Annotated in this window: 19 protein-coding genes; 14 read left to right on the top strand and 5 right to left on the bottom strand. The window is 60.7% G+C overall.

All coding sequences use genetic code 11. The annotated features are described in order from the left end of the window. Nucleotides 1-14: 14 nt before the first annotated feature. Nucleotides 15-635: a pyridoxamine 5'-phosphate oxidase gene (gene pdxH, locus LPU83_RS43460; protein ID WP_024314244.1), complete on the bottom strand. Its 621-nt coding sequence runs from the start codon at nucleotides 633-635 to the stop codon at nucleotides 15-17. Between the two features lie 66 nt (nucleotides 636-701). On the opposite strand from pdxH, the gene LPU83_RS43455 reads away from it, so the two are divergent. From LPU83_RS43455 to LPU83_RS43440, 4 genes are all read left to right on the top strand, one after another. Next, a complete protein-coding gene (locus LPU83_RS43455; RefSeq protein WP_024314245.1) occupies nucleotides 702-1,160 on the top strand; it encodes an RT0821/Lpp0805 family surface protein in 459 nt (152 codons plus the stop codon). Nucleotides 1,161-1,409: 249 nt separating this feature from the next. Further along, nucleotides 1,410-2,576, top strand: coding sequence for a J domain-containing protein (locus LPU83_RS43450; RefSeq protein WP_024314246.1), 1,167 nt, complete (start codon nucleotides 1,410-1,412; stop codon nucleotides 2,574-2,576). 123 nt (nucleotides 2,577-2,699) lie between these two features. Next, a complete protein-coding gene (gene fabI / locus LPU83_RS43445) occupies nucleotides 2,700-3,518 on the top strand; it encodes an enoyl-ACP reductase FabI (RefSeq protein WP_024314247.1) in 819 nt (272 codons plus the stop codon). Between the two features lie 86 nt (nucleotides 3,519-3,604). Continuing rightward, nucleotides 3,605-4,195: a histidine phosphatase family protein gene (locus LPU83_RS43440; RefSeq protein WP_024314248.1), complete on the top strand. Its 591-nt coding sequence runs from the start codon at nucleotides 3,605-3,607 to the stop codon at nucleotides 4,193-4,195. A 6-nt stretch (nucleotides 4,196-4,201) separates the two neighbouring features. On the opposite strand, the gene LPU83_RS43435 is transcribed toward LPU83_RS43440, so the two are convergent. Further along, nucleotides 4,202-4,462, bottom strand: coding sequence for a DUF1344 domain-containing protein (locus LPU83_RS43435; protein ID WP_024314249.1), 261 nt, complete (start codon nucleotides 4,460-4,462; stop codon nucleotides 4,202-4,204). 246 nt (nucleotides 4,463-4,708) lie between these two features. Here LPU83_RS43435 and LPU83_RS43430 point away from each other — a divergent pair, with 246 nt between their 5' ends. From LPU83_RS43430 to ribB, 3 genes are all read left to right on the top strand, one after another. Then, nucleotides 4,709-7,879: a bifunctional diguanylate cyclase/phosphodiesterase gene (locus LPU83_RS43430; RefSeq protein ID WP_024314250.1), complete on the top strand. Its 3,171-nt coding sequence runs from the start codon at nucleotides 4,709-4,711 to the stop codon at nucleotides 7,877-7,879. 163 nt (nucleotides 7,880-8,042) lie between these two features. Beyond that, nucleotides 8,043-9,140, top strand: a complete 1,098-nt coding sequence (gene aroC / locus LPU83_RS43425) for a chorismate synthase (protein ID WP_024314251.1) — start codon at nucleotides 8,043-8,045, stop codon at nucleotides 9,138-9,140. Between the two features lie 10 nt (nucleotides 9,141-9,150). After that, nucleotides 9,151-10,254, top strand: coding sequence for a 3,4-dihydroxy-2-butanone-4-phosphate synthase (gene ribB / locus LPU83_RS43420; protein ID WP_024314252.1), 1,104 nt, complete (start codon nucleotides 9,151-9,153; stop codon nucleotides 10,252-10,254). Here ribB and LPU83_RS43415 read toward each other — a convergent pair. After that, a complete protein-coding gene (locus LPU83_RS43415) occupies nucleotides 10,251-11,441 on the bottom strand; it encodes a winged helix-turn-helix domain-containing protein (protein WP_024314253.1) in 1,191 nt (396 codons plus the stop codon). The two genes, ribB and LPU83_RS43415, sit on opposite strands and share 4 nt — an antisense overlap. A 149-nt stretch (nucleotides 11,442-11,590) precedes the next feature. Between LPU83_RS43415 and LPU83_RS43410 the strand changes: the two genes are divergently transcribed. The 3 genes from LPU83_RS43410 to LPU83_RS43400 are packed head-to-tail and all read left to right on the top strand — an operon-like array spanning nucleotide 11,591 to nucleotide 13,461. Then, nucleotides 11,591-12,265 (top strand): energy-coupling factor ABC transporter ATP-binding protein, encoded by a 675-nt coding sequence (locus tag LPU83_RS43410; RefSeq protein WP_024314254.1) that lies wholly within the window; start codon nucleotides 11,591-11,593, stop codon nucleotides 12,263-12,265. Beyond that, complete coding sequence (locus LPU83_RS43405) at nucleotides 12,265-12,885, top strand: energy-coupling factor transporter transmembrane component T family protein (protein WP_024314255.1); 621 nt, start codon at nucleotides 12,265-12,267, stop codon at nucleotides 12,883-12,885. Before LPU83_RS43410 ends, LPU83_RS43405 begins: the two co-directional genes overlap by 1 nt. Before the next feature lie 12 nt (nucleotides 12,886-12,897). Beyond that, a complete protein-coding gene (locus LPU83_RS43400) occupies nucleotides 12,898-13,461 on the top strand; it encodes a biotin transporter BioY (RefSeq protein ID WP_024314256.1) in 564 nt (187 codons plus the stop codon). On the opposite strand, the gene LPU83_RS43395 is transcribed toward LPU83_RS43400, so the two are convergent. Next, on the bottom strand, nucleotides 13,458-13,853 hold the full coding sequence (locus LPU83_RS43395) for an acyl-CoA thioesterase (RefSeq protein ID WP_024314257.1): 396 nt from the start codon (nucleotides 13,851-13,853) through the stop codon (nucleotides 13,458-13,460). The genes LPU83_RS43400 and LPU83_RS43395 overlap by 4 nt on opposite strands. A 160-nt stretch (nucleotides 13,854-14,013) precedes the next feature. Between LPU83_RS43395 and LPU83_RS43390 the strand changes: the two genes are divergently transcribed. The 4 genes from LPU83_RS43390 to dxs all read left to right on the top strand — a co-directional run bounded on the left by LPU83_RS43390 (nucleotide 14,014) and on the right by dxs (nucleotide 18,270). Further along, on the top strand, nucleotides 14,014-14,949 hold the full coding sequence (locus LPU83_RS43390; protein ID WP_024314258.1) for a histone deacetylase family protein: 936 nt from the start codon (nucleotides 14,014-14,016) through the stop codon (nucleotides 14,947-14,949). Between the two features lie 2 nt (nucleotides 14,950-14,951). Beyond that, nucleotides 14,952-15,203, top strand: a complete 252-nt coding sequence (locus LPU83_RS43385) for an exodeoxyribonuclease VII small subunit (protein ID WP_024314259.1) — start codon at nucleotides 14,952-14,954, stop codon at nucleotides 15,201-15,203. A gap of 120 nt (nucleotides 15,204-15,323) precedes the next feature. Further along, a complete protein-coding gene (locus LPU83_RS43380; protein WP_024314260.1) occupies nucleotides 15,324-16,247 on the top strand; it encodes a pirin family protein in 924 nt (307 codons plus the stop codon). 106 nt (nucleotides 16,248-16,353) lie between these two features. Further along, nucleotides 16,354-18,270, top strand: a complete 1,917-nt coding sequence (gene dxs, locus LPU83_RS43375) for a 1-deoxy-D-xylulose-5-phosphate synthase (RefSeq protein WP_024314261.1) — start codon at nucleotides 16,354-16,356, stop codon at nucleotides 18,268-18,270. Nucleotides 18,271-18,406: 136 nt separating this feature from the next. Here the strand turns inward: dxs and LPU83_RS43370 are convergent, their stop codons facing one another. After that, entirely contained in the window at nucleotides 18,407-20,347 is a 1,941-nt protein-coding gene (locus LPU83_RS43370; RefSeq protein WP_024314262.1) for a methyl-accepting chemotaxis protein, read from the bottom strand. Nucleotides 20,348-20,406 lie beyond the last annotated feature (59 nt).

Here is a 20,406-nt window from a genome sequence, read left to right as displayed (position 1 = left end):
CTGCTTATGCCTGATCAGGGATACATGCGAACCTTTTTCCAATCGCCATCGGGCGAGGCTCGACGGAACTCGATGCGATCGTGAAGACGGAACTTCTGATCCTTCCAGAACTCGATCGACACCGGCCGGATCCGGAAGCCTGACCAATGCGACGGACGCGGGATCTCGCCGATTGCATAGCGGGCAGTGTATTCAGCCACGGCTTTCTCTAGCGCGAATCGGCTCTCCAGCGGCCGCGACTGCTTCGATGCCCAGGCACCGATCCGGCTGCCGCGGGCTCGCGTCTTGAAGTAAGCATCGGCTTCTTCGTCCGTTACGACTTCCACAGGCCCGCGCAGCCGAACCTGCCGGCGCAGCGTTTTCCAGTGGAAACACATGGCCGCTTTCTTCTGCCCGAGAATTTCCTGGCCTTTCTGACTCTCGAAATTCGTGTAGAAGACAAAACCGTCGTGATCGAATCCCTTAAGGAGAACCATGCGGACATTGGGAAGGCCGTCCTCATCGACCGTCGCAAGCGCTACCGCATTCGGGTCATTGATCTCGGAAGCTTCAGCTTCCTTCAGCCACTCGGCAAAAAGATCGAACGGTTCGTTTCGCTCGGTGAAGTCACCGCTTATTAACTCATTTGCCGACATATTAGCTCAAATGCCCCGGGTTTATTCGAAATTTGCCCAGCCTTTAGCTACTGGACAGGACGCAGGGTGGAAGTCATAGCAAAGTCAGATCGTCATACAAAGGGTCTGCTGCGTCGAAGCGCGACCTTCTGCATTGTCGGTACGGCGGTGCTCTCCCTCTCCGGTTGCGTCTCCAGCGGGTTGGATCTCTTCAGCAGCTCGAAGGTCGATCGGTCGGTTGCAACCGGCACCGTGCCACAGCCGGCGCCGACGAGTGACTCGATTTCCGACGAAATGACCGTCGGCAACGCCGTGACCTCAGCCGATATCCAGGGGCTGGAGGGGCGCCCCCTTCCCTGGGCCAATGCTTCGACCGGCAGCGCCGGTGTCATCGACACCATTGTCGAGAATACGGATTCCGGCCAGGTTTGCCGCCAGTTCCGCACAACGCGGCACTCCTATGTCGGCATCGCAAATTTCTACGGCAAGACCTGCCTGGTCGGCGGTGGCAACTGGCAACTCATGAGTTTCCAGCCGGAAAGCTAATTAACACCGGGAGCATGCTTAACACGCGCTCCCCCTTCTCTTCTGATGTTTAGCAAAAGGCTAACCATTCGGCGCAAAAGCGAGATGTCCGCCGCGCTGAATAAGAACTGATTAGCAACTTCTCCCGACAATCGTTCCTCATGTGCGCTCGGTTTCTTCCTGGGGATGAGCTCGGGCGCCGAATGAGAGGCTTCGGGGTGCTAGGGCAGAGGACAGGCACACCGCATCGGAACACCGGCGGTTTGGAACATGCGCGATCCTTATAAGATTTTGGGCGTCAAGCGAGACGCGGGGCAGGACGAAATCAAGGCAGCCTGGCGCAACATGGCCAAGGCAGTTCACCCTGATCACAATCAGGGTGACCCGACGGCGAGCGCCCGCTTTGCCGAAATCGGCCGTGCCTATGAAACGCTCAAAGATCCGAAGAAGCGGGTTCTGTTCGACAATGCCGCCCGCATGGCCGAAGCCAAGGCCAACGAAGGCACGATCATGCAGCAGCGCCAGGCAGCCCGTGAAGCTGCCGTGCGTGCCAAGGCAGCGCAGGCCAATGCCGAGCGCGTGATGGAAGAGCTTGCCCGCGCCGCCGCGCAAAAGGCTGCAGCCGACGTCGCAATGCAGCAGAAGACGGGCACGGCCGAGCCGCCCGAAGAAATGATCGAACGGATCTTCGGCACGCAGGCACGCGCTGCGGCCGGTGGCGGCCGCGCCCAAGGCTTTACCGCCGGTGCTGCAAAGCGGCCGGAAGCGGAGCCTGCGACCTCAGACAAACAGCCGGATGCCGGCAAGGCCGAGGCTGAACAGCAGGCTGCTGAGGACGCAGCCGCTCAGGCCTCTGCGGTCATGCAGCCGCTTAGCTTGCTGACTTCGCTCGTTCGCCGCTTTACCGGCAGCGGCGCTGCCGCGCCGGAAAAAGCGCCGGACCAATTCGTAACCAAGACCGTCACCGTCGACGAGGTCATCAAGGGCAGCTGGGTCTCCATCGACCTGGGTGAAGGCCGGGACATCGGATTTGCGCTGGCGGCTGGCACGACGGAAGGTCATCAGGTCCGTCTGAAGGGCCAGGGTCACAAGCTCGCCGGCATGCAGCGCGGCGATGCCGTTGTCAGCATCCACATTGCTACCGATGAACGGTTTACGATCAATGGCTTCGATCTGCATACGGCGTTGCCGGTAACAATCGAAAATGCCGTACTGGGAACCGAGGCGCGCTTCGAAGGCCCCAATGGTCCCATCACCGTCACGATTCCCGCTTGGTCAGGCTCCGACAAGACGATCCGACTTCAGGGTCAGGGGCTGGCGAACGCCGAGGGCGGCAGGGGCGATCTTGTCGTCGAACTGCGTATTATGTTGTGGGAAAAACCCGACGACAAAGTCACCGATCTGATGCGAATCATGAAGAACGGGCTGTTTCTGTGAAATTTTGGTGACATACGCACCCTTTGTTACGATCCCTAACAGTTGATGATTGCTGCCAATCTTGAACCGATTAGCAGCCTATGCCATAGGCAGGACCGATCAGAATTCCTTAGGGGGCAAAATATGGCTCAGGCAACAGGCCTCATGTCAGGCAAGCGCGGCGTCATCATGGGCGTTGCCAACAATCGTTCGATTGCGTGGGGTATTGCCAAGGCTATTCATGCACAGGGCGGCGAAATCGCCTTTACCTACCAAGGCGATGCGCTGAAGAAGCGCGTTGAGCCACTGGTTGCCGAGGTAAACGGCGTTCTTGCCGGACATTGCGATGTCAGCGACGAGTCGACCATCGATGCCGTCTTCGACCACGTCGAAAAGCTGTGGGGCAGGATTGACTTCATCGTTCACGCGATCGGCTTTTCCGACAAGGACGAACTGACCGGTCGCTATGTCGATACCTCGGCTGACAACTTCGCCAAGACGATGCAGATCTCCGTCTATTCGTTCACCTCGGTCGCGCGTCGCGCCGAGAAGCTGATGACGGACGGCGGCTCGATGCTAACGCTCACCTATTACGGCGCCGAGAAGGTTATGCCGAACTACAACGTCATGGGCGTTGCCAAGGCGGCACTCGAAGCCAGCGTCAAGTATCTGGCGGTCGACCTCGGACCGAAGAACATTCGCGTCAATGCCGTTTCCGCCGGGCCGATCAAGACGCTTGCGGCGTCCGGCATCGGTGACTTCCGCTACATCCTGAAGTGGAACGAATACAATGCGCCGCTGCGTCGCACCGTGACGATCGAAGAAGTCGGCGATGTCGGCCTGTATCTGCTTTCCGATCTCTCGCGCTCGGTCACCGGCGAAGTCCACCACGCCGACAGCGGCTATCACGTCATCGGCATGAAGGCGGTAGACGCGCCGGACATTTCCGTCATAAAGGACTGATCGCGCTCCCTTTGCTGCGTCGTGCTCGCGACCCCTTTCTTCGCGACAGCGATTGAGGGGTTGCGCGCCCTAAACGGAGCCGATCATTGCTTATCTACGTCGTCAGACACGGCCAGACAGACTGGAACGCGGAACGTCGCCTGCAGGGGCAGAAGGACATTCCGCTCAATGCCGTCGGCAGAGCGCAAGCGTGGCAGAACGGTACCGATCTAGCAGAAATCCTCCAAGTCGAGGCAATCCCCTTCGATTTCGTAGCAAGCCCGCTGGCGCGCACCCGCGCCACCATGGAGATCATGCGCGAAGCAATGGGTCTTGCATCGAAAGATTATCGGACCGACGAGCGCCTCGTCGAGGTTTCCTTTGGCGATTGGGAAGGATTCACGATCAAGGAATTAAAGGCCACGGCCCGTGACCGCGTCACCGAGCGCAATCTCAACAAATGGGATTTCATTCCGCCGGGAGACGACGCGGAAAGCTACGAAATCATGTCCTGGCGCGTTGCATCCTGGCTGAATTCCGTCGACAAACCAACGGTTTGCGTGACCCACGGCGGCGTCATACGCAGTCTCTTCAGGACGATTGCCGCATTGCCCAAGGAAGAGGCTGCCGAAGGTGAAATTCCACAGGACCGCATCCTGAAGATCGATCGGGAGAACGGGTTGATCGGCTGGATCTAGGTCCGCCTACTGAACGATGTCGAGATCGTTGATGACGCGTTTGCCATCGACCTCAGTGTAGAAGACGATAACCTTCACGCCCGCTTTCAGCCCCTCGAAATTGAACTCCTCCGGTGCCTGATAGGTTTTTCCGTCATCCAGCGTGAGGCTGAGATTGGTCATATCGACCTTCTTGATCGTCGCCTCGACATCCGCGCTTTCTGCAAATCCGCTGATCGGCGACAAAAAACTGGCTGTGGCCAAAAGCGTAGCTACTACGAAGCGCATGGCGGCATTCCCTCGAAAACGCGACTCGATAATCCGACGGCGCACAGATAACCTCCCGAATATGGCGAAATTTGCCCTGAAGAATGACCCATCGCGCCAAATTGGTGAATAGTATTTTAACAATAACCGCATGCGTCCGTTAATCGCATTTCCAGTACGTTTCCACGCCCGGCAAAGAGCATCTGCGGGCAATCGTAAATTAACCGCTTCTATCTAAAGTCGTCCACGAACATGGGAGACTGGGTTTTGCTATTCCGCCTCAAAGGCAGCAATACATTGCGGCGCGTCTTCAGGAATACCCGTATCGCCTTCCTGGTTTCCAGCCTCGTTGCTATTGTTGTCGTCGTCGTCGGCTTCGGACTAGACCGCGCCAATACTGCCGCTCATCTGCGCGAACTGACGATGCGGACAGAAAACGAAGTAAGTTTGATACGCGCGCGGATGACCGCGCAGATCAACATGGACATCACGGTCGTTCGCGACCTCGCCAACATGGTGGCGGTCAATTCCAGCGTAAACGCCGATGAGATGGAGCGGCAGATCAACTGGCTGCTCATCCAGAACCCCCACTTCCTGACTATTGCCGTCGCACCGGATTTCATCGTCAGCGCCGTCTATCCGCCACAGGCCGGCAAAGGCCGAATCGGGAAAGATGTCCGCGACGTTCTCGCTGCGCGTCAGTCGGTGATGCGCACCGCCGGTACGCAGCAGGCGCGCTTCTCTGGCCCGATCACGGCGGCCGACGGCACGGAAGCCTTCGCGATCTTCTTTCCTGTCTTCGTGAAGGAGAATGGGCAACGCCGGGTCTGGGGCGCGGTCGAGGTTATGATCGACGCAGACATGTTCTATCAGAACACCGGCTTGCAGCCAGCGCGCAACAGCGAGAATCAGGAGAAGTATCCGCACCTCGATCACCTCTCGATCTCGGTACGCGACCTCGCTATGGCGGACTCGGCCACGCCCTTCTTCGGTGCGCAGGATCTGCACGACAAGCAACCGATAACGCGAAAGATCGCCTTTGCCGGTGGGCGCTGGCAGATCGCGGCAGTCCCGAAGACCGGCTGGAATGCGGTTCCCGACAACCAGTCAACGCTTCGCCTGATCATCGCGGCCGCCGCCTGCATCACGATCATTCCGGTCTTCTTTGCGACCCTGCTACTTGGCGAGCGCAACCGCAATATCGAGCAGCTCAAGGTGCGCGAGGCTGCGCTGCTGAAGCTGTCGCAACGCCTCGATCTGGCATTGGAATCGTCGAACATCGGCATATGGGAGCTGCATGATCACGGGCATACGCTGTTCTGGGATGCCCGCGCCGCAGCGCTCCACGGCAAACCCGCAGAAGACGGGAGCCATTCGCTGGAAGACTGGCTTGCTGCGATCGTTCCCGAAGACCGGCATATCGCGGAAGTCCACTTCTTCAATTACAACGTCGCCGGTTCCGCCTATGAAACACAATACCGTGTCGTGGCCGAGGACGGCACTGTCCGACACCTGCGCTCCATCGGCTCCTTCTATACGGATGCGGCCGGCGACGACAAAACCATCGGCATCGTCTGGGACGTCACCGCCGACGCGGAAGCGGCCGAGACCCTGCGCAAGGCAAAGGATGTCAGCGACATCAAGAATGCCGAACTGGAGATGGCGCTGGACGAACTGTCACGGCGCGAGGCCGAACTTTCCGAGCTCTCCGGCAAGCTCGACCTGGCACTCGACTCGTATCAATGCGGCATCTGGGAAGCGACGCTCGGCGATGAGGGTTCCATTTGGGACGATCGGATGCACGAGCTTTATGGGCTGAAGCCAAGGGCCGGCTTTATGACCGAACCGGTCTGGCTGTCCTGCATTTTGCCCGAAGACCGAGACCTTGCGCTCGAGAGCGCTCGTCATTTCAAGCAACTCGGTGACACTCATACCCTGATCTGTCGGGTTCCGACCGAGGACGGTTTGATGCGTTACGTACGCTCGACCGGAAAGGTTCACCAGACCCCGAGCGGTCACATGAAGATCATCGGCGTTGCTTTCGATATCACCGAAGATGCGCTGATGACGGCCCAACTCAAGGCGGCCAAGGACGAGGCGATCGCCAAGAACATCGAGCTCGAGATTGCCAAGAACCGCATCGAACACAACTCGCTGCACGACCCGCTAACGGCTCTCGCCAACCGCCGCCAACTTGACATCGCCCTTGAAAGGCTGACGCTTGACGGCTGCAGCGAACGGCAGAAGTTCGCCATCCTCCACATCGACCTGGACAGGTTCAAGGAGATCAACGACACGCTCGGCCACGCCGCCGGCGATGCGATGCTGATCCATGCGTCGCAGGTGTTGTCGCGAAATCTGCGCGGCGATGACCTCGTCGCGCGCATCGGCGGCGACGAGTTCGTGATCCTGGCCCTCAATGCCAGTGATGGCGATATGTCCGCGCTTGCCGGCCGGATCATCGAACAAATGCGCCAGCCGATCGACTTCGAAGGGTTCGCCTGCCGTTGCGGTGTCTCCATCGGCATTGCACTCGCCAACGGCGTGCGCGTCGATGCGCGCAAGGTGCTGATCAACGCCGACATCGCCCTTTACCGCGCCAAGAGCCAGGGGCGGAATCGCTACGAATTCTTCAACCACAACCTCCAGGCTGACATCATCAACAACAAGCGCCTGGCCGACGAGATCCTCACGGGTATCGAGAACGGCGAATTTACCGCCTGGTATCAGCCGCAGTTCTCAGCGCGCACGATGAAACTGACCGGCATCGAAGCCCTGGTTCGCTGGCATCATCCGTCCCGGGGACTTTTGACCCCGGACAAATTCCTGAAGATCGCCGACGAGATCAATGTGGTCCAAACCCTTGACCGTATCGTTCTCGACACCGCGCTGAAGGATAAGATGCGCTGGACAGCAAAGGGCATCTACGTTCCGAAGATCTCGGTCAACGTTTCGGCGCGACGGCTGCATGACGAGACACTGGCAGAGACACTGAGCGGCCTGCAGATTCGGCCCGGTGAACTGTCCTTCGAATTGGTCGAGTCGATCTTTCTCGACGAAAGCGAGGATGTGGCTGCCCATAACCTCGAGCGGATCAAGGCACTTGGGATCGACATCGAGATCGACGATTTTGGAACCGGACACACATCGATCGTCAGCCTCCTCAAGCTGAAGCCGAAGCGGCTCAAGATCGACCGGCAGTTGGTCCAGCCGATCATGAATTCGCCGCAGGAGCGCGCCCTTGTCAGCTCGATCATCGAGATCGCCCGCTCGCTCGGTGTCGAGACGGTAGCAGAAGGCGTCGAAACGACGGCTCACGCCACTCTCCTCAACGAACTCGGCTGCGACCTCCTGCAGGGCTACGCATTCTCCCGCCCGCTGTCCTTCGAGGACTTCACGCTTATGGCGATCGAAAGTTCCTGGCGCATCGCGTCCTGAAAACCATCGTTTACAATCTGCGGAAACACCATTTCCTTTCGTTGACGGTTTCGAGCAAAGAAAGGCTTTTGTCGCCGCGGCTTTTTGGCCTATGAGTGTCGCGCATTTTTCAGATGAACGACGCTGCCGGTGACGACCGGGTGGCGCGATCCGGTCGGAACACATGTCGCATAACACATTCGGTCATCTTTTCCGCGTAACCACCTGGGGCGAGAGCCACGGACCGGCGCTCGGCTGCGTCGTTGACGGCTGCCCTCCCGGCCTGCGCTTCAAGCTCGAGGACATTCAGGCCTGGCTCGACAAGCGAAAACCCGGCCAGTCGCGCTTTGTGACGCAGCGGCGCGAGGCCGATCTGGTCAAGGTGCTGTCCGGCGTGATGCTGGATGCCGACGGCGAGACGATGATTACGACCGGCACGCCGATCTCGATGATGATAGAGAATACCGACCAGCGCTCCAAGGATTACGGCGAAATCGCGCGGCAGTACCGGCCGGGCCATGCCGACTACACCTACGATGTAAAGTACGGCATCCGCGACTACCGCGGCGGCGGCCGTTCATCAGCCCGCGAAACGGCTGCACGTGTGGCAGCTGGCGGCATTGCCCGTCTTGTCGCGCCCGGCGTCAAGGTACGTGGCGCGCTGGTACAGATCGGCAAGCACAAGATCAATCGCCAGAACTGGGATTGGGATCAGGTCGACCAGAATCCGTTCTTTGCACCCGATGCAAAGATCGTTCCGGTCTGGGAAGACTATCTCCACGGCATTCGCAAGAACGGCTCCTCGATCGGCGCCGTTGTCGAGGTCGTGGCCGAAGGCGTACCGGCAGGTCTGGGTGCACCGATCTATGGCAAGCTCGACCAGGACATCGCCTCGCTGCTGATGTCGATCAACGCCGTCAAGGGCGTCGAAATCGGCAACGGCTTCGAAGCCGCCGAGATCACCGGCGAGGAAAACGCCGATGAGATGCGCATGGGCAATGACGGTAAGCCGTTGTTTCTGTCGAACAAGGCCGGCGGCATCCTCGGCGGCATCTCCACAGGCCAGCCTGTCATCGCGCGTTTCGCCATCAAGCCGACCTCATCGATCCTGACCGAACGCCAATCGATCGATGCCGACGGCAAAAATGTCGATGTTCGCACCAAGGGGCGGCACGATCCATGCGTCGGCATCCGCGCCGTGCCGATCGGCGAGGCGATGGTCGCCTGCGCCCTTGCCGACCACTATCTGCGTGACCGTGGCCAGACCGGCCGGCTGAAATAGGAACACTGACATGCCTTACGATCAGAAGCGCGTCGTCGATGCGATCCGAGCCTTCGAGGCCGGCGAAATCGTCGTGGTGATGGATGACAACGACCGCGAGAACGAAGGCGACCTGATCGTTGCGGCTGTCCACTGCACCGCGGAGAAGATGGCCTTCATCGTTCGCCATACCTCCGGCATCGTCTGCACGCCGATGCCGAAGGAAGAAGCCCGCCGGCTCAACCTTAATGCGATGGTTGCTGAAAACGACTCGGCTCACACGACGGCCTTCACCGTTTCGGTCGATTTCAAGCACGGCACGACGACGGGCATTTCCGCCGATGACCGGACGCTGACCGTTCGCAACCTGGCCAACCCTAATGTCGGCGCCAGCGACTTTGTGCGTCCGGGCCACATCTTTCCACTTGTCGCGCGCGAAGGCGGCGTGCTCATGCGCTCGGGCCACACCGAAGCCGCCGTCGATCTCTGCAAGCTTGCCGGGCTTCCGCCGATTGGCGTGATCTGCGAGCTCGTCAATGATGACGGCACTGTCACGCGCGGACCGCAGGTGGTCGAATTCGCGGAGACGAACGGCTTGAAGCTCGTGTCGGTGGCCGATCTAATTGCCTATCGCCAACGCAAGGAAACACTGATCGAACTCGGTCAGAGTTTCGATATCGAAACGCCCTTCGGCAAGGCCAAGGCACATACCTATTCGCTTCCCTGGGATACGATGCAGCACCTCGCCGTCGTTTTCGGCGACATTCGCGACGGCATCGACATTCCGGTGCGTCTGCATCCGGAGAACGTCGCCGAGGACCTTTTCGGCAAGCGCCGCCCAGTCGACCATTACATGAAGAAGATCGCCGACGAAGGCCGTGGGATCATCGTCTATCTGCGCGAAGGATCTGTCGGCGTCGGTCATTCCGATAGCGGCCGCAAGTCGCGCAGCCAGGGCCGGGAAGCACATGTCGAGGCAAAGATCCGTGACAGCGAATGGCTGGAAATCGGTCTCGGCGCGCAGATCCTCAAGGACCTCGGCGTATCCTCGATCCGGCTGCTGACCAGCCGCGAGCGCCACTATGTCGGCCTCGAAGGCTTCGGCATCAAGATCAGCAAGACCGAGATCTATTAAGCGCGCCAACCGTCGAGATAAGTGATCTTCTCGAGACCGGAGAAGCGCGCGAGGCGCTGCAGCTCTGCGTCGAGCCGGTCCAACCGCCCGGTCGATGCGCGCACTCCAGGCTCCAGCCATAGACGCTTGACGTCAAGGCTTGCGTTCTTGCGGTCGGCTTTCATGTCGATGCGCCCGATCAGCTTGTCGCCTTCAAGGAGCGGAAAGACGTAATAGCCGTATTCGCGCTTCGGCTCGGGCACAAAAACCTCGATGCGATAGAAGAAGCCGAAGAGGCGTTCGGTGCGATTGCGGTCGCGGATCATCGGATCGAAAGGGCTGAGCACGCGAACCCGCGGCGGGGCCTCTGGAAAGTCCGAAAGGCTCGCGAGCAAATCGGGGAACGCCCAGGACGCCCGCGGCTTGCCGCCGAGCGCCGGTTCGATCAGTACCTCGGCGAGGTCGCCGCGATGCGTGTTCACCCAGGCTTTCGCTTCGTCGGGCGATAACAAATCCCAGAAAGCAGCGATCTCGCCGTGCGTGGCAAAGCCCAGTCGCGTCAGCGCGCTGCGGCAGGCCCAGTCGACAAATTCTTCGTGGCTGACCTCGGGTTCATGAAATTCGACAGGAATGACGCGTTCGACGAGATCATAGATCTTCTGGAAATTGGAGCGTCCGGCGATGGCGAACTTGCCGGTTCGCCAGAAATATTCCAGCGCCGTCTTGTTCGGATGCCAGTTCCACCAGCCGCCGGAGGCGTGCCCATCGGCCTTGATCTCGCGGGCCATGATCGCGCCGTCACGAAGGACCCGCTCATACGTCTCATCGAAGGCGTGCTCGAAGCCCTCCCCTCGCCATTTACGCCAACGCTCGATAATCACCTCTTCCTCGTGGCGGAACTTGTGCTTCCAGTAGCGGAAGAAGGCGCTCGGCAGGATCGAGGCATCATGCGTCCAGTGTTCGAAAAGCGAGCCCTCCTTCTCAAGCAGCGCCGTCAGGTGCTCGCGCTTGTAGGTCTGGTTGCGGGAAAACAGGATCTGGTGGTGCGCCCGCTCCACCGTCTGGATGCTGTCGACCTGGACAAAGCCGAGATCGTGGATGAGCTGCAGCAGTCCGGCCTTCGTCAGCGCCTTGTTCGGCGGCGCGCTCAGACCCTGCTTGGCGAGAAATATGCGGCGGGCATCGGAATTCAAAATGAGATTCGTCATGTGCGCATCATAGGACGGAAAATGTTCCTAGCCACCCGGTAAGTTTGCGCGAGCAGTCAGGTAAGAGCAAGCGGCATTCATTGCGAGATTTTGAGCTTTCAAAGCGCGAAATTCATTATAGAACGGCCTCTTCATTCACGAGGGACCAAGTGGATATCCGTTTCGAAGGCGCAGGGGTCAACTATGGTGCGCGCGTCGCCCTGGCACCGGTGACGCTCCAGCTCACAGAAAAGCGCGTCGGCATCATCGGCCTGAACGGCTCGGGCAAGACGACCTTTGCGCGTCTGATCAACGGCCTGACCAAGCCGAGTGTCGGACGCGTCGTCGTCAACGGCCGTGACACAGCCAACGCGATGGCGGTCCTTACCGATGTCGGCTTCATCTTCCAGTCCCCGCAAAACCAGATCATCCTGCCTATCGTGCGTGACGACATTGCCTTCGGACTGAAGAGCCGCGGCTACAAGCCGGCAGAAATCACCGCGAAGGTGGAGGCAGTCCTAGAGCGCTTTGGCGCCGCCCATCTCGCCGACCGCCGGGCCCACGAGCTTTCCGGCGGGGAGCTTCAACTTGCGGCACTGTGCTCGGTGCTGGCCACCGGACCCGACATTCTTATCCTGGATGAGCCGACCAACCAGCTGGACCTCAAGAACCGCGCCCTCGTGCAAAAACTGGTTGAAAGCCTTCCTGAAAGCGCAATCGTCATCAGTCACGATCTGGAATTGGTTGCGGATTACGAGCGCGTGCTGGTTTTCCATGAGGGCAGCCTTGTTGCCGACACAGCTGCCGCAGAAGCGATCCGCCGCTACAAGGAGATCGCCAGCTGATGAAGTCGCTCTTCGTCGAAGGCAATAGCGCCATGCACCGCATGTCGGCTCGCGCCAAGCTGCTTGCGCTCGCCACTCTCGGCGTCATGCTGTTCGTTTCGGCGAACCTTCTGCTGCTTGCTATAGCCGTCGTCGTAGCGGCCACGATCTACTTCAGCATCGGCCTCCCGGCGCGGTCAGCGCTTGCGCGGCTAAAGCCGATATTCCTGACCATCCTCGTCGTTGCGCTGTTCAGTCTTGCCTTCAATCCCTGGCATGTTGCGGTCGTCGCATTGCTGCGGCTGACCGCCTTGATGCTGTTTGCCGCCACGGTCACGGCGACGACGACGATCGCGCAATTCATCGATGAGATTACGCAGCTCGCTCGACCATTAGAGAGCATCGGCGTGGTGCAGGCCGACGACGTCGGGCTCGCTGTCGGGCTCGTCGTCCGCTTTGTTCCAGAGATTCTTGGCCGTTACCAGGCTATCCGCGAAGCGCACGCCGCGCGCGGCCTCAAGGTAAGGCCGACAACAGTGCTCGTACCGCTGATCATCCTGACACTGAGGGATGCGGATAACATTGCCGCGGCGATTGACGCGCGCGGCGTTCGGCGGCATGTCAATTTGAGAACTCGCTAACAGGAGCCCTGCATGAACACCCGCGACCTCGTTCTCTCCGCCCTCTTTGCGGCAATCATCGTCGCGCTCGGCATTCTTCCGCCGATCACACTCGGCTTCATTCCGGTGCCGATCACGGCGCAATCGCTCGGCGTGATGATGGCAGGCGTCGTACTCGGCGCACGCCGCGGCACGATCGCTGTCCTGATCGTGCTGGTGCTTGTCGCGATCGGCCTTCCGGTCCTGTCCGGCGGCCGCGGCGGGCTTGCCGCCTTCGCCGCACCGACCACCGGCTACCTCATCGGCTGGGTGTTTGCCGCTTTCGTCACCGGCTATCTCAGCGAGCGGCTGGTCAAGTCCGAGCAGTCAGCGCTGGTGCAAACAGTCGGCTTTTTCTTTGCGGCGATGATCGGCGGAATCGTGGTTCTCTACGCCTTCGGCATCGTCTATTTGGCCGTCGCCGCCCAGCTTGGCCTCTCCAAGGCCTTCCTTGGCTCGATGGCGTTTATCCCGGGTGATGTCATCAAGGCGTTTGTCGCAGCACTCGTGGGCCGCGCAGTGATGGTCGGCTATCCGCTGCTGCCGGTGCGCAGCTAGTCGACAAAGCCATAAAGCCAGTCGCGCGTGTCTTCGGGAAGCGGGACTGGCGAACGATCTTCGCGCGAGCGCGCCTGCAAGATGATCTCGACCTCGGCAGAGCGCTCATCGCCAATGTCGGCCGCAATAATGAAGCCAACCGAACGCACGCCGATCTTGTCGACCGACGCAGTGAACACCACTCTCTCATCATAATGCAGCGGCCGATGCAGGATGCAGGTCAGCTTGCTGGCGATATAAAGCGGCTCATCCTCGAGCTGCGGCCTCGACGACCAGAAGGTTGCCAGCACGGACTCGGCATAGGAAATATAGGAACCCAAAAATACCTGGCCGTTCATGTCGACGTCGCGGAACGGCACATTCATTTCAACGGTGCGCGTGACCTCGTTCATTGATCTTTCTGCCAATTTTCCCCTCTCCAGACACTAGCGGCGAGGTCGACCGAAGTAAACGGCGGACTGACGCGGTGGCAGCGGCGCCCGCTTGTTGAAATCGCAGCGTCGAGCCCCATCTGCTGTGGATCATGACGGGACGGAACGATAGAGTGATCCCATGAGCACCCGCCTTTACGAGCACCCGATCTTCCTGGAACACGTAACGCCCGCCGGCCATCCCGAACGGTCCGACCGTCTGCGGGCGATCAACGTGGCTCTGGAGCATCCGAATTTCGCATCGCTCGACCGCAAGCGTGCGCCGCAGGCCGCAGAGGAGGCCGTTCTGCTCGCCCATCCGGAAGAGCACCTGCTTTCGGTCATGCGCCAGGTGCCGCAAGAGGATGGCGAGATCAATCAGCTCGAAGCCGACACCTATGCGAGCCAGAAAAGTCTGGAAGCGGCGCTGACGGCAATCGGCGGCGCCATGGCCGCTGTCGACGACGTCTTCACCGGCAAGGCGGACAACGTCTTCGTCGCCTCGCGTCCGCCCGGCCACCATGCCGAAAAATCGACGGCGATGGGGTTCTGCTTCTTCAACAATGCCGCCATTGCCGCCCGTCATGCGCAGAAGGCGCACGGCGCTGAACGCGTGGCGATCGTCGACTGGGACGTGCATCACGGCAACGGCACCCAGGACATCTTCTGGGACGATCCCTCGGTGCTGTTCTGCTCGACGCACCAGATGCCGCTTTATCCCGGCAGCGGGGCGAAGGATGAAAGCGGCAAGCACGGGACGATTGTCAACGCGCCATTGTCTCCGAATGTCGGTAGCGATCATTTCCGCGAAGCATTCAAATCGCGCGTGCTGCCGGCGCTGTTCGATTTCCGGCCGGACTTGATCATCATCTCCGCCGGCTTCGACGCGCATCACCGCGATCCGCTGGCGCAGATCAATCTGGTCGGCGAGGATTTCGACTGGGCGACCGGGCGCTTGCTCGAGGTGGCCGACAAAAGTGCCGCGAACCGGGTCGTCAGCCTGCTGGAAGGCGGCTATGATCTCGAAGGCCTCGCCGAATCGGCCGGGTTGCACATTCTTAGAATGATGAAGGGTTGAGTATGACTGACAGCGCCAAGCCGGAGGTTTCCGGTCTTTCCTTCGAGACGGCGGTTGCCGAACTCGAAAGCATCGTGGCCCGGCTGGAACGCGGCGACGTGGCGCTGGACGAATCCATCGAGATCTACGAGCGCGGCGAAGCGCTGAAGAAGCATTGCGAAACGCTGCTCTCGGCCGCCGAAAACCGCATCGAAAAGATCCGCCTTGACCGCGCCGGCAAGCCACAAGGCGTCGAGCCGCTGGACGGGGCGTAAGCCATCGTCAGCACGACCATCATCCTGAAGAACAGAGCGTCGCCCTTCGGGCCACAAGTTTTCCTAGTCCGCCATCCGCAATGGGTCTAGCGTAGACGCAACGCTCATCGGAGATCTGCGATGTCCTTCTTCCCCGGTAAAGACCCCCTGCCCGGCGACGCCTTCGGCTGCGACGCGATCGAGAACCTCATCATCCCGCGCACCAGCGATATCGGCGGTTTCGAGGTGCGGCGCGCGCTGCCGACGCGACAGCGGCGGCTCGTCGGGCCGTTCATTTTCTTCGACCGCATGGGGCCGGCGATCCTCAAGCCGAACGAGGCACTGGATGTGCGGCCGCATCCGCATATCGGGCTTTCGACGGTCACCTATCTCTTCGACGGCGAGATCCGGCACCTGGACAGCCTCGGCACCGAGAAGGTCATTCGTCCCGGCGACATCAACCTGATGACGGCAGGACGCGGCATCGTGCATTCCGAGCGCACGCCCGACAACCTGCGGGGCCATCCGCTGTTGATGTCCGGCTTGCAGACCTGGCTCGCGCTGCCCGACGACAAGGAGGAGATCGATCCCTCCTTTGCGCACACTGAAAAGAGCGACATGCCCGTGATCGACGAACGCGGCGTGCGCGGGCGTGTCGTCATCGGAACGTTCGAGGGAATGTCCTCCCCGGTGAAGGTGTTGTCGGACACGCTCTATGCCGATATCAGTCTCGAGGCAGGAGTGACGTTTCCCTTCGCTGCGGGACACGAGGAGCGGGCGGCCTACGTGCTGTCCGGCGAAGTCGTGATATCAGGCGACACATTTGCCGCCGATCAGCTGCTCGTCTTCCGGCCCGGCGATGCCATCACGCTCGAAGCCGGCAGCCAGGGCTGTCATCTCATGCTGTTTGGCGGAGCCGCGCTGAACTCGAAGCGCTACATCTGGTGGAACTTCGTTTCGTCCTCGAAAGAGCGCATTGAAAAGGCAAAAGAGGAATGGCGGACCGGCAGGTTCGACATCGTTCCGGGGGATGAAGAAGAATTCATACCTTTGCCGGAAGGCTGATCTCCTTTAGAAAGGAGTTTCCGCCGTTCTTGAAATCGACTTTTTTCACCGCAATTTATGGCTTAAAGGCATCCTGCCCAAGAATGACAAGAAAGAGCGCCCACCCGTGACACAACCGCCGAAGACGCCGCTGCTGGACAAGGTTGCCTATCCAGCCGACCTCCGAAAGCTGGAGGATCGCGACCTGCCGCAGCTTGCGCGCGAGGTCCGGGACGAAATGATCGATGCGGTGTCGCGCACCGGCGGCCATCTTGGCGCCGGCCTTGGGGTGGTTGAACTCACGATCGCGATCCACAGCGTCTTCAATACGCCGGAAGATCGGCTGATCTTCGATGTCGGGCACCAGTGCTATCCGCACAAGATTCTTACCGGCCGCCGCGATCGCATTCGCACGTTGCGTCAGGAGGGCGGCCTTTCCGGTTTCACGCGCCGCGCGGAAAGCGAATACGATCCGTTTGGGGCCGCTCATTCTTCCACCTCGATTTCCGCCGGCCTCGGCATGGCGGTTGCCTCCGAGCTCGACAAGACGGACCGCCGCGTGATCGCCGTGATCGGCGACGGCGCGATGTCGGCCGGGATGGCCTACGAGGCGTTGAACAATGCCGGCGCGCTCGACGCCCGGCTGATCGTCATCCTCAACGACAACGACATGTCGATCGCGCCGCCGACCGGTGCGATGAGCGCCTATCTTGCACGCCTTGCCTCCGGCCGCACCTATATGGGTTTCCGCGATTTCGGCAAGAAACTGACAGCCTACCTCGGCAAGAATGTCGATCGCGCCATCACCCGCGCCGTCGAGCATGCCCGCGGCTATGTAACCGGCGGCACCATGTTCGAGGAGATGGGCTTCTATCATATCGGCCCGATCGACGGTCACTCCTTCGAGCACCTGCTGCCTGTGCTGCGCAATGTGCGCGACCATGCGGAAGGCCCGGTTCTGATCCATGTCGTGACGCAGAAGGGCAAGGGCTACGCGCCGGCGGAAGCCGCTGCCGACAAATATCACGGCGTCAACAAGTTCGACGTCATCACCGGTACGCAGGCGAAGGTGAAGCCGAACGCACCGAGCTACACGAGCGTTTTCGCCGAGACCCTGGTGCAGGAAGCAGAGCTCGACGACAAGATCGTCGGCATCACCGCCGCCATGCCGAACGGCACCGGGCTCGACAAGCTCGCAAGCGTCTTCCCGTCCCGTTGCTTCGATGTCGGGATTGCCGAGCAACATGCGGTGACCTTTGCGGCTGGCCTCGCCGCTGAAGGCTTCAAGCCGTTTGCCGCTCTCTATTCCACCTTCCTGCAGCGCGCATACGACCAGGTCGTGCACGACGTTGCGATCCAGGGTCTGCCGGTTCGCTTCCCGATCGATCGCGCTGGCTTCGTCGGCGCCGATGGGCCGACCCATGCCGGATCCTTTGACACGACCTTCCTTGCCACCCTGCCCGGCTTTGTGGTCATGGCGGCGGCAGACGAAGCCGAACTGAAACATATGGTGCGAACCGCAGCCGCCTATGATGCAGGTCCGATCTCGTTCCGCTACCCACGCGGCGAAGGCGTCGGCGTCGAGATGCCGGTACGTGGCGAGATCCTGCAGATCGGCAAGGGCCGCGTCGTCAAGGAAGGCGCGAAGGTGGCGCTGCTTTCCTTCGGCACCCGCCTTGCCGACTGTCTGCTTGCGGCAGAGGATCTGGATGCCGCCGGCCTTTCGACGACGGTTGCCGATGCGCGCTTTGCCAAACCGCTGGATCACGAACTGATCCGCCAGCTTGCCCGCCACCACGAAATCCTGATCACCGTCGAGGAAGGTGCAGTCGGCGGCTTCGGCAGCCAGGTCATGCAGTTCCTGGCGATGGACGGTCTCCTCGACAACGGCCTGAAGATCCGATCGCTTGTCATGCCCGACGTATGGATGGAACAGGCAAAGCCGGAAGTGATGAACGCCCACGCGGGGCTGGATCGTGCGGGGATCGTTTCGACGGTCTTCAAGGCGCTTGGCCGCGGCCTGGCTGTCGGCGTCGCAGGCTAAATTCCTGCATCTTTGTTGGCGTGAAGTGGCGGCCGGCTAGATGGTGAGCGTGTCGCGGGGTGTGTCTTACACCCAATTGGAAAGGGCGACCCGATTGGACCGCCCTTTCTTATTCGTTCAATGATGAGCCCGTGTCTCAGAACTCGGTCCAGTCTTCCTTGACGGCTGCGGCGGTTGCCGCCTGGCCCCCGAAGGCGCTGGCGACACGATTGTTCAAGGCGCGGGCCGGAGAGGCGACCGGACGCGATGCCGGGCGGGCCGAAGCTGCGCGGGGGGTTGCGGCGACGACATTGTTGCCGAGATTGAACTGCCGCAGCAGATCGTCGAGCGCGCCGGCCTCCTGAGCGAGCGAATGGCTGGCCGCCGTCTGCTCCTCGACCATCGCAGCATTCTGCTGCGTGCCCTGATCCATGTTATTGACCGCAGTGTTGATCTCCTGCAGACCGATCGACTGTTCGCGGGTCGCGGTGACGATGGCGCCGACGTGCTTGTTGATTTCCTGGACGGCGCCGACGATCTCGGCCAGCGCCTTGCCGGTTTCATCGACCAGCGAGACGCCGGCATTGACCTGCGTGCCCGACGTGTTGATCAGCGCCTTGATCTCCTTGGCCGCATTTGCCGAGCGCTGCGCCAGTTCGCGTACTTCCTGCGCGACGACGGCAAAGCCCTTACCCGCCTCACCGGCACGTGCCGCTTCGACCCCTGCATTCAGCGCCAAGAGGTTAGTCTGGAAGGCAATGTCGTCGATCACGCCGATGATATTGCTGATCTCACCGGAGGACTTTTCGATCTCCTGCATCGCAGAGACGGCCTTGCGGACGACATCACCGGACTTCTCGGCGCCGAGACGCGTGCGCTCGACCAGCTGGCCGACATCCTCGGCCCGCTTGGCGGAGTCGCGAACGGTGGTTGTGACCTCTTCGAGGGCTGCTGCAGTTTCCTCGACGGCGGCCGCCTGCTGCTCGGTCCGACGGGCGAGATCGTCGGCAGCCGAGCGGATTTCGCCAGCGCCGGCATTGATCGCGGAAGCATTGCGGCCGACGGATTGAAGAGCACCCTGCAGCTTCTCGACGGCGTTGTTGAAGTCGCTGCGCAGGCGATCGAATTGCGATGCGAAGGGCGTCGTGATGCGAACGGCGACGTTGCCGTTGGCGAGATCCGACAGACCGCCTGCGAGGCCTTCGATGGCAAAGCGAAGTTCTGTTTCCTCGCGGGCCTTCTGTTCGTCGCCCGCCTGACGCTGATGCTCGGCGTCGCTACGCATGCGGTCTGTTTCGTCGGAGAGGCGAAGCTTCTCGATTGCCGCATCCTTGAAAACGAGAACCGACTGGGCCATGCGGCCGACTTCGTCCTGCCGGTGCAGGGCCGGGACGTCGATGTTGTTCTCACCGCCGGCAAGGCGTCCCATCGCCGAGGTCATGCCGACGATCGGGCGGACGATGCTGCGCGACAGCATCCAGGCAAGAAGGACGGCGGCAAAAGCGGCTGCGATGCCGCCGGTCAGCAGCGTGGCACGGAGATCGCTGCTGGCATCTGCCTGCAGAGCCGCAAGCGCGTTCGACTCGTCGCGCGCGGCAGCCTTGATCTTGGCGGACGCCTGACGGAACCCGTCGAGCTGGCCCTTTGTTTGGTTGACGCCGATCTTGACGATCTGGTCGATCGGCATGTCGGTTTCCTTGCGAGCCTTGGACTGCGGTTCGGCAAGCTCGTGGAAATAGAGATCGGCGGCCCTCTGCATACCGTCGATCTGCTGGATGAAATCACTGTTGCCGGCTGCGGTTTCACGTGCAGCCGCGATCGCCTTCAGCATGCGCTCGCGGTTGGCAAAGATGTCACCATAGGTGCTGTCGCTACGGAACAACAGGAAGCCGCGCAGGTTCACCGCCTGTTCGAGCATGGCCTGCAGCGCGTCGTCGATCTGGTTGACCAGACGCTCGGACTTCTTCTGCTGCTCGGAGGCGGCCGCGACGGCGCCTGCTTTCGAGTAGACAAAGGCGGAAACGGACAGAAAGATAAGGATCAGCACTGCGAATGTCGTAGCGAGCTTACCGTTCAAGGACATGTTTCTAGCAAACATCAGTCAATCTCTCCTGGCGGCCTGCGGCCATGGGGAAGTCGGGCATGCCAATGCACGCT

Origin of the sequence: Rhizobium favelukesii (genome assembly GCF_000577275.2) — a bacterium.
Classification (GTDB): Bacteria; Pseudomonadota; Alphaproteobacteria; order Rhizobiales; family Rhizobiaceae; genus Rhizobium; species Rhizobium favelukesii.
This window is presented reverse-complemented; position numbering and strand designations above follow the sequence as displayed.

Coding starts and splice junctions, on each gene's coding strand:
- pdxH (WP_024314244.1), bottom strand. CDS start 635: ATGTCGGCAAATGAGTTAATAAGCGGTGACTTCACCGAGCGAAACGAA.
- LPU83_RS43450 (WP_024314246.1), top strand. CDS start 1,410: ATGCGCGATCCTTATAAGATTTTGGGCGTCAAGCGAGACGCGGGGCAG.
- fabI (WP_024314247.1), top strand. CDS start 2,700: ATGGCTCAGGCAACAGGCCTCATGTCAGGCAAGCGCGGCGTCATCATG.
- LPU83_RS43435 (WP_024314249.1), bottom strand. CDS start 4,462: ATGCGCTTCGTAGTAGCTACGCTTTTGGCCACAGCCAGTTTTTTGTCG.
- aroC (WP_024314251.1), top strand. CDS start 8,043: ATGTCGCATAACACATTCGGTCATCTTTTCCGCGTAACCACCTGGGGC.
- ribB (WP_024314252.1), top strand. CDS start 9,151: ATGCCTTACGATCAGAAGCGCGTCGTCGATGCGATCCGAGCCTTCGAG.
- LPU83_RS43415 (WP_024314253.1), bottom strand. CDS start 11,441: ATGACGAATCTCATTTTGAATTCCGATGCCCGCCGCATATTTCTCGCC.
- LPU83_RS43405 (WP_024314255.1), top strand. CDS start 12,265: ATGAAGTCGCTCTTCGTCGAAGGCAATAGCGCCATGCACCGCATGTCG.
- LPU83_RS43400 (WP_024314256.1), top strand. CDS start 12,898: ATGAACACCCGCGACCTCGTTCTCTCCGCCCTCTTTGCGGCAATCATC.
- LPU83_RS43395 (WP_024314257.1), bottom strand. CDS start 13,853: ATGAACGAGGTCACGCGCACCGTTGAAATGAATGTGCCGTTCCGCGAC.
- LPU83_RS43390 (WP_024314258.1), top strand. CDS start 14,014: ATGAGCACCCGCCTTTACGAGCACCCGATCTTCCTGGAACACGTAACG.
- LPU83_RS43385 (WP_024314259.1), top strand. CDS start 14,952: ATGACTGACAGCGCCAAGCCGGAGGTTTCCGGTCTTTCCTTCGAGACG.
- LPU83_RS43380 (WP_024314260.1), top strand. CDS start 15,324: ATGTCCTTCTTCCCCGGTAAAGACCCCCTGCCCGGCGACGCCTTCGGC.
- LPU83_RS43370 (WP_024314262.1), bottom strand. CDS start 20,347: ATGTTTGCTAGAAACATGTCCTTGAACGGTAAGCTCGCTACGACATTC.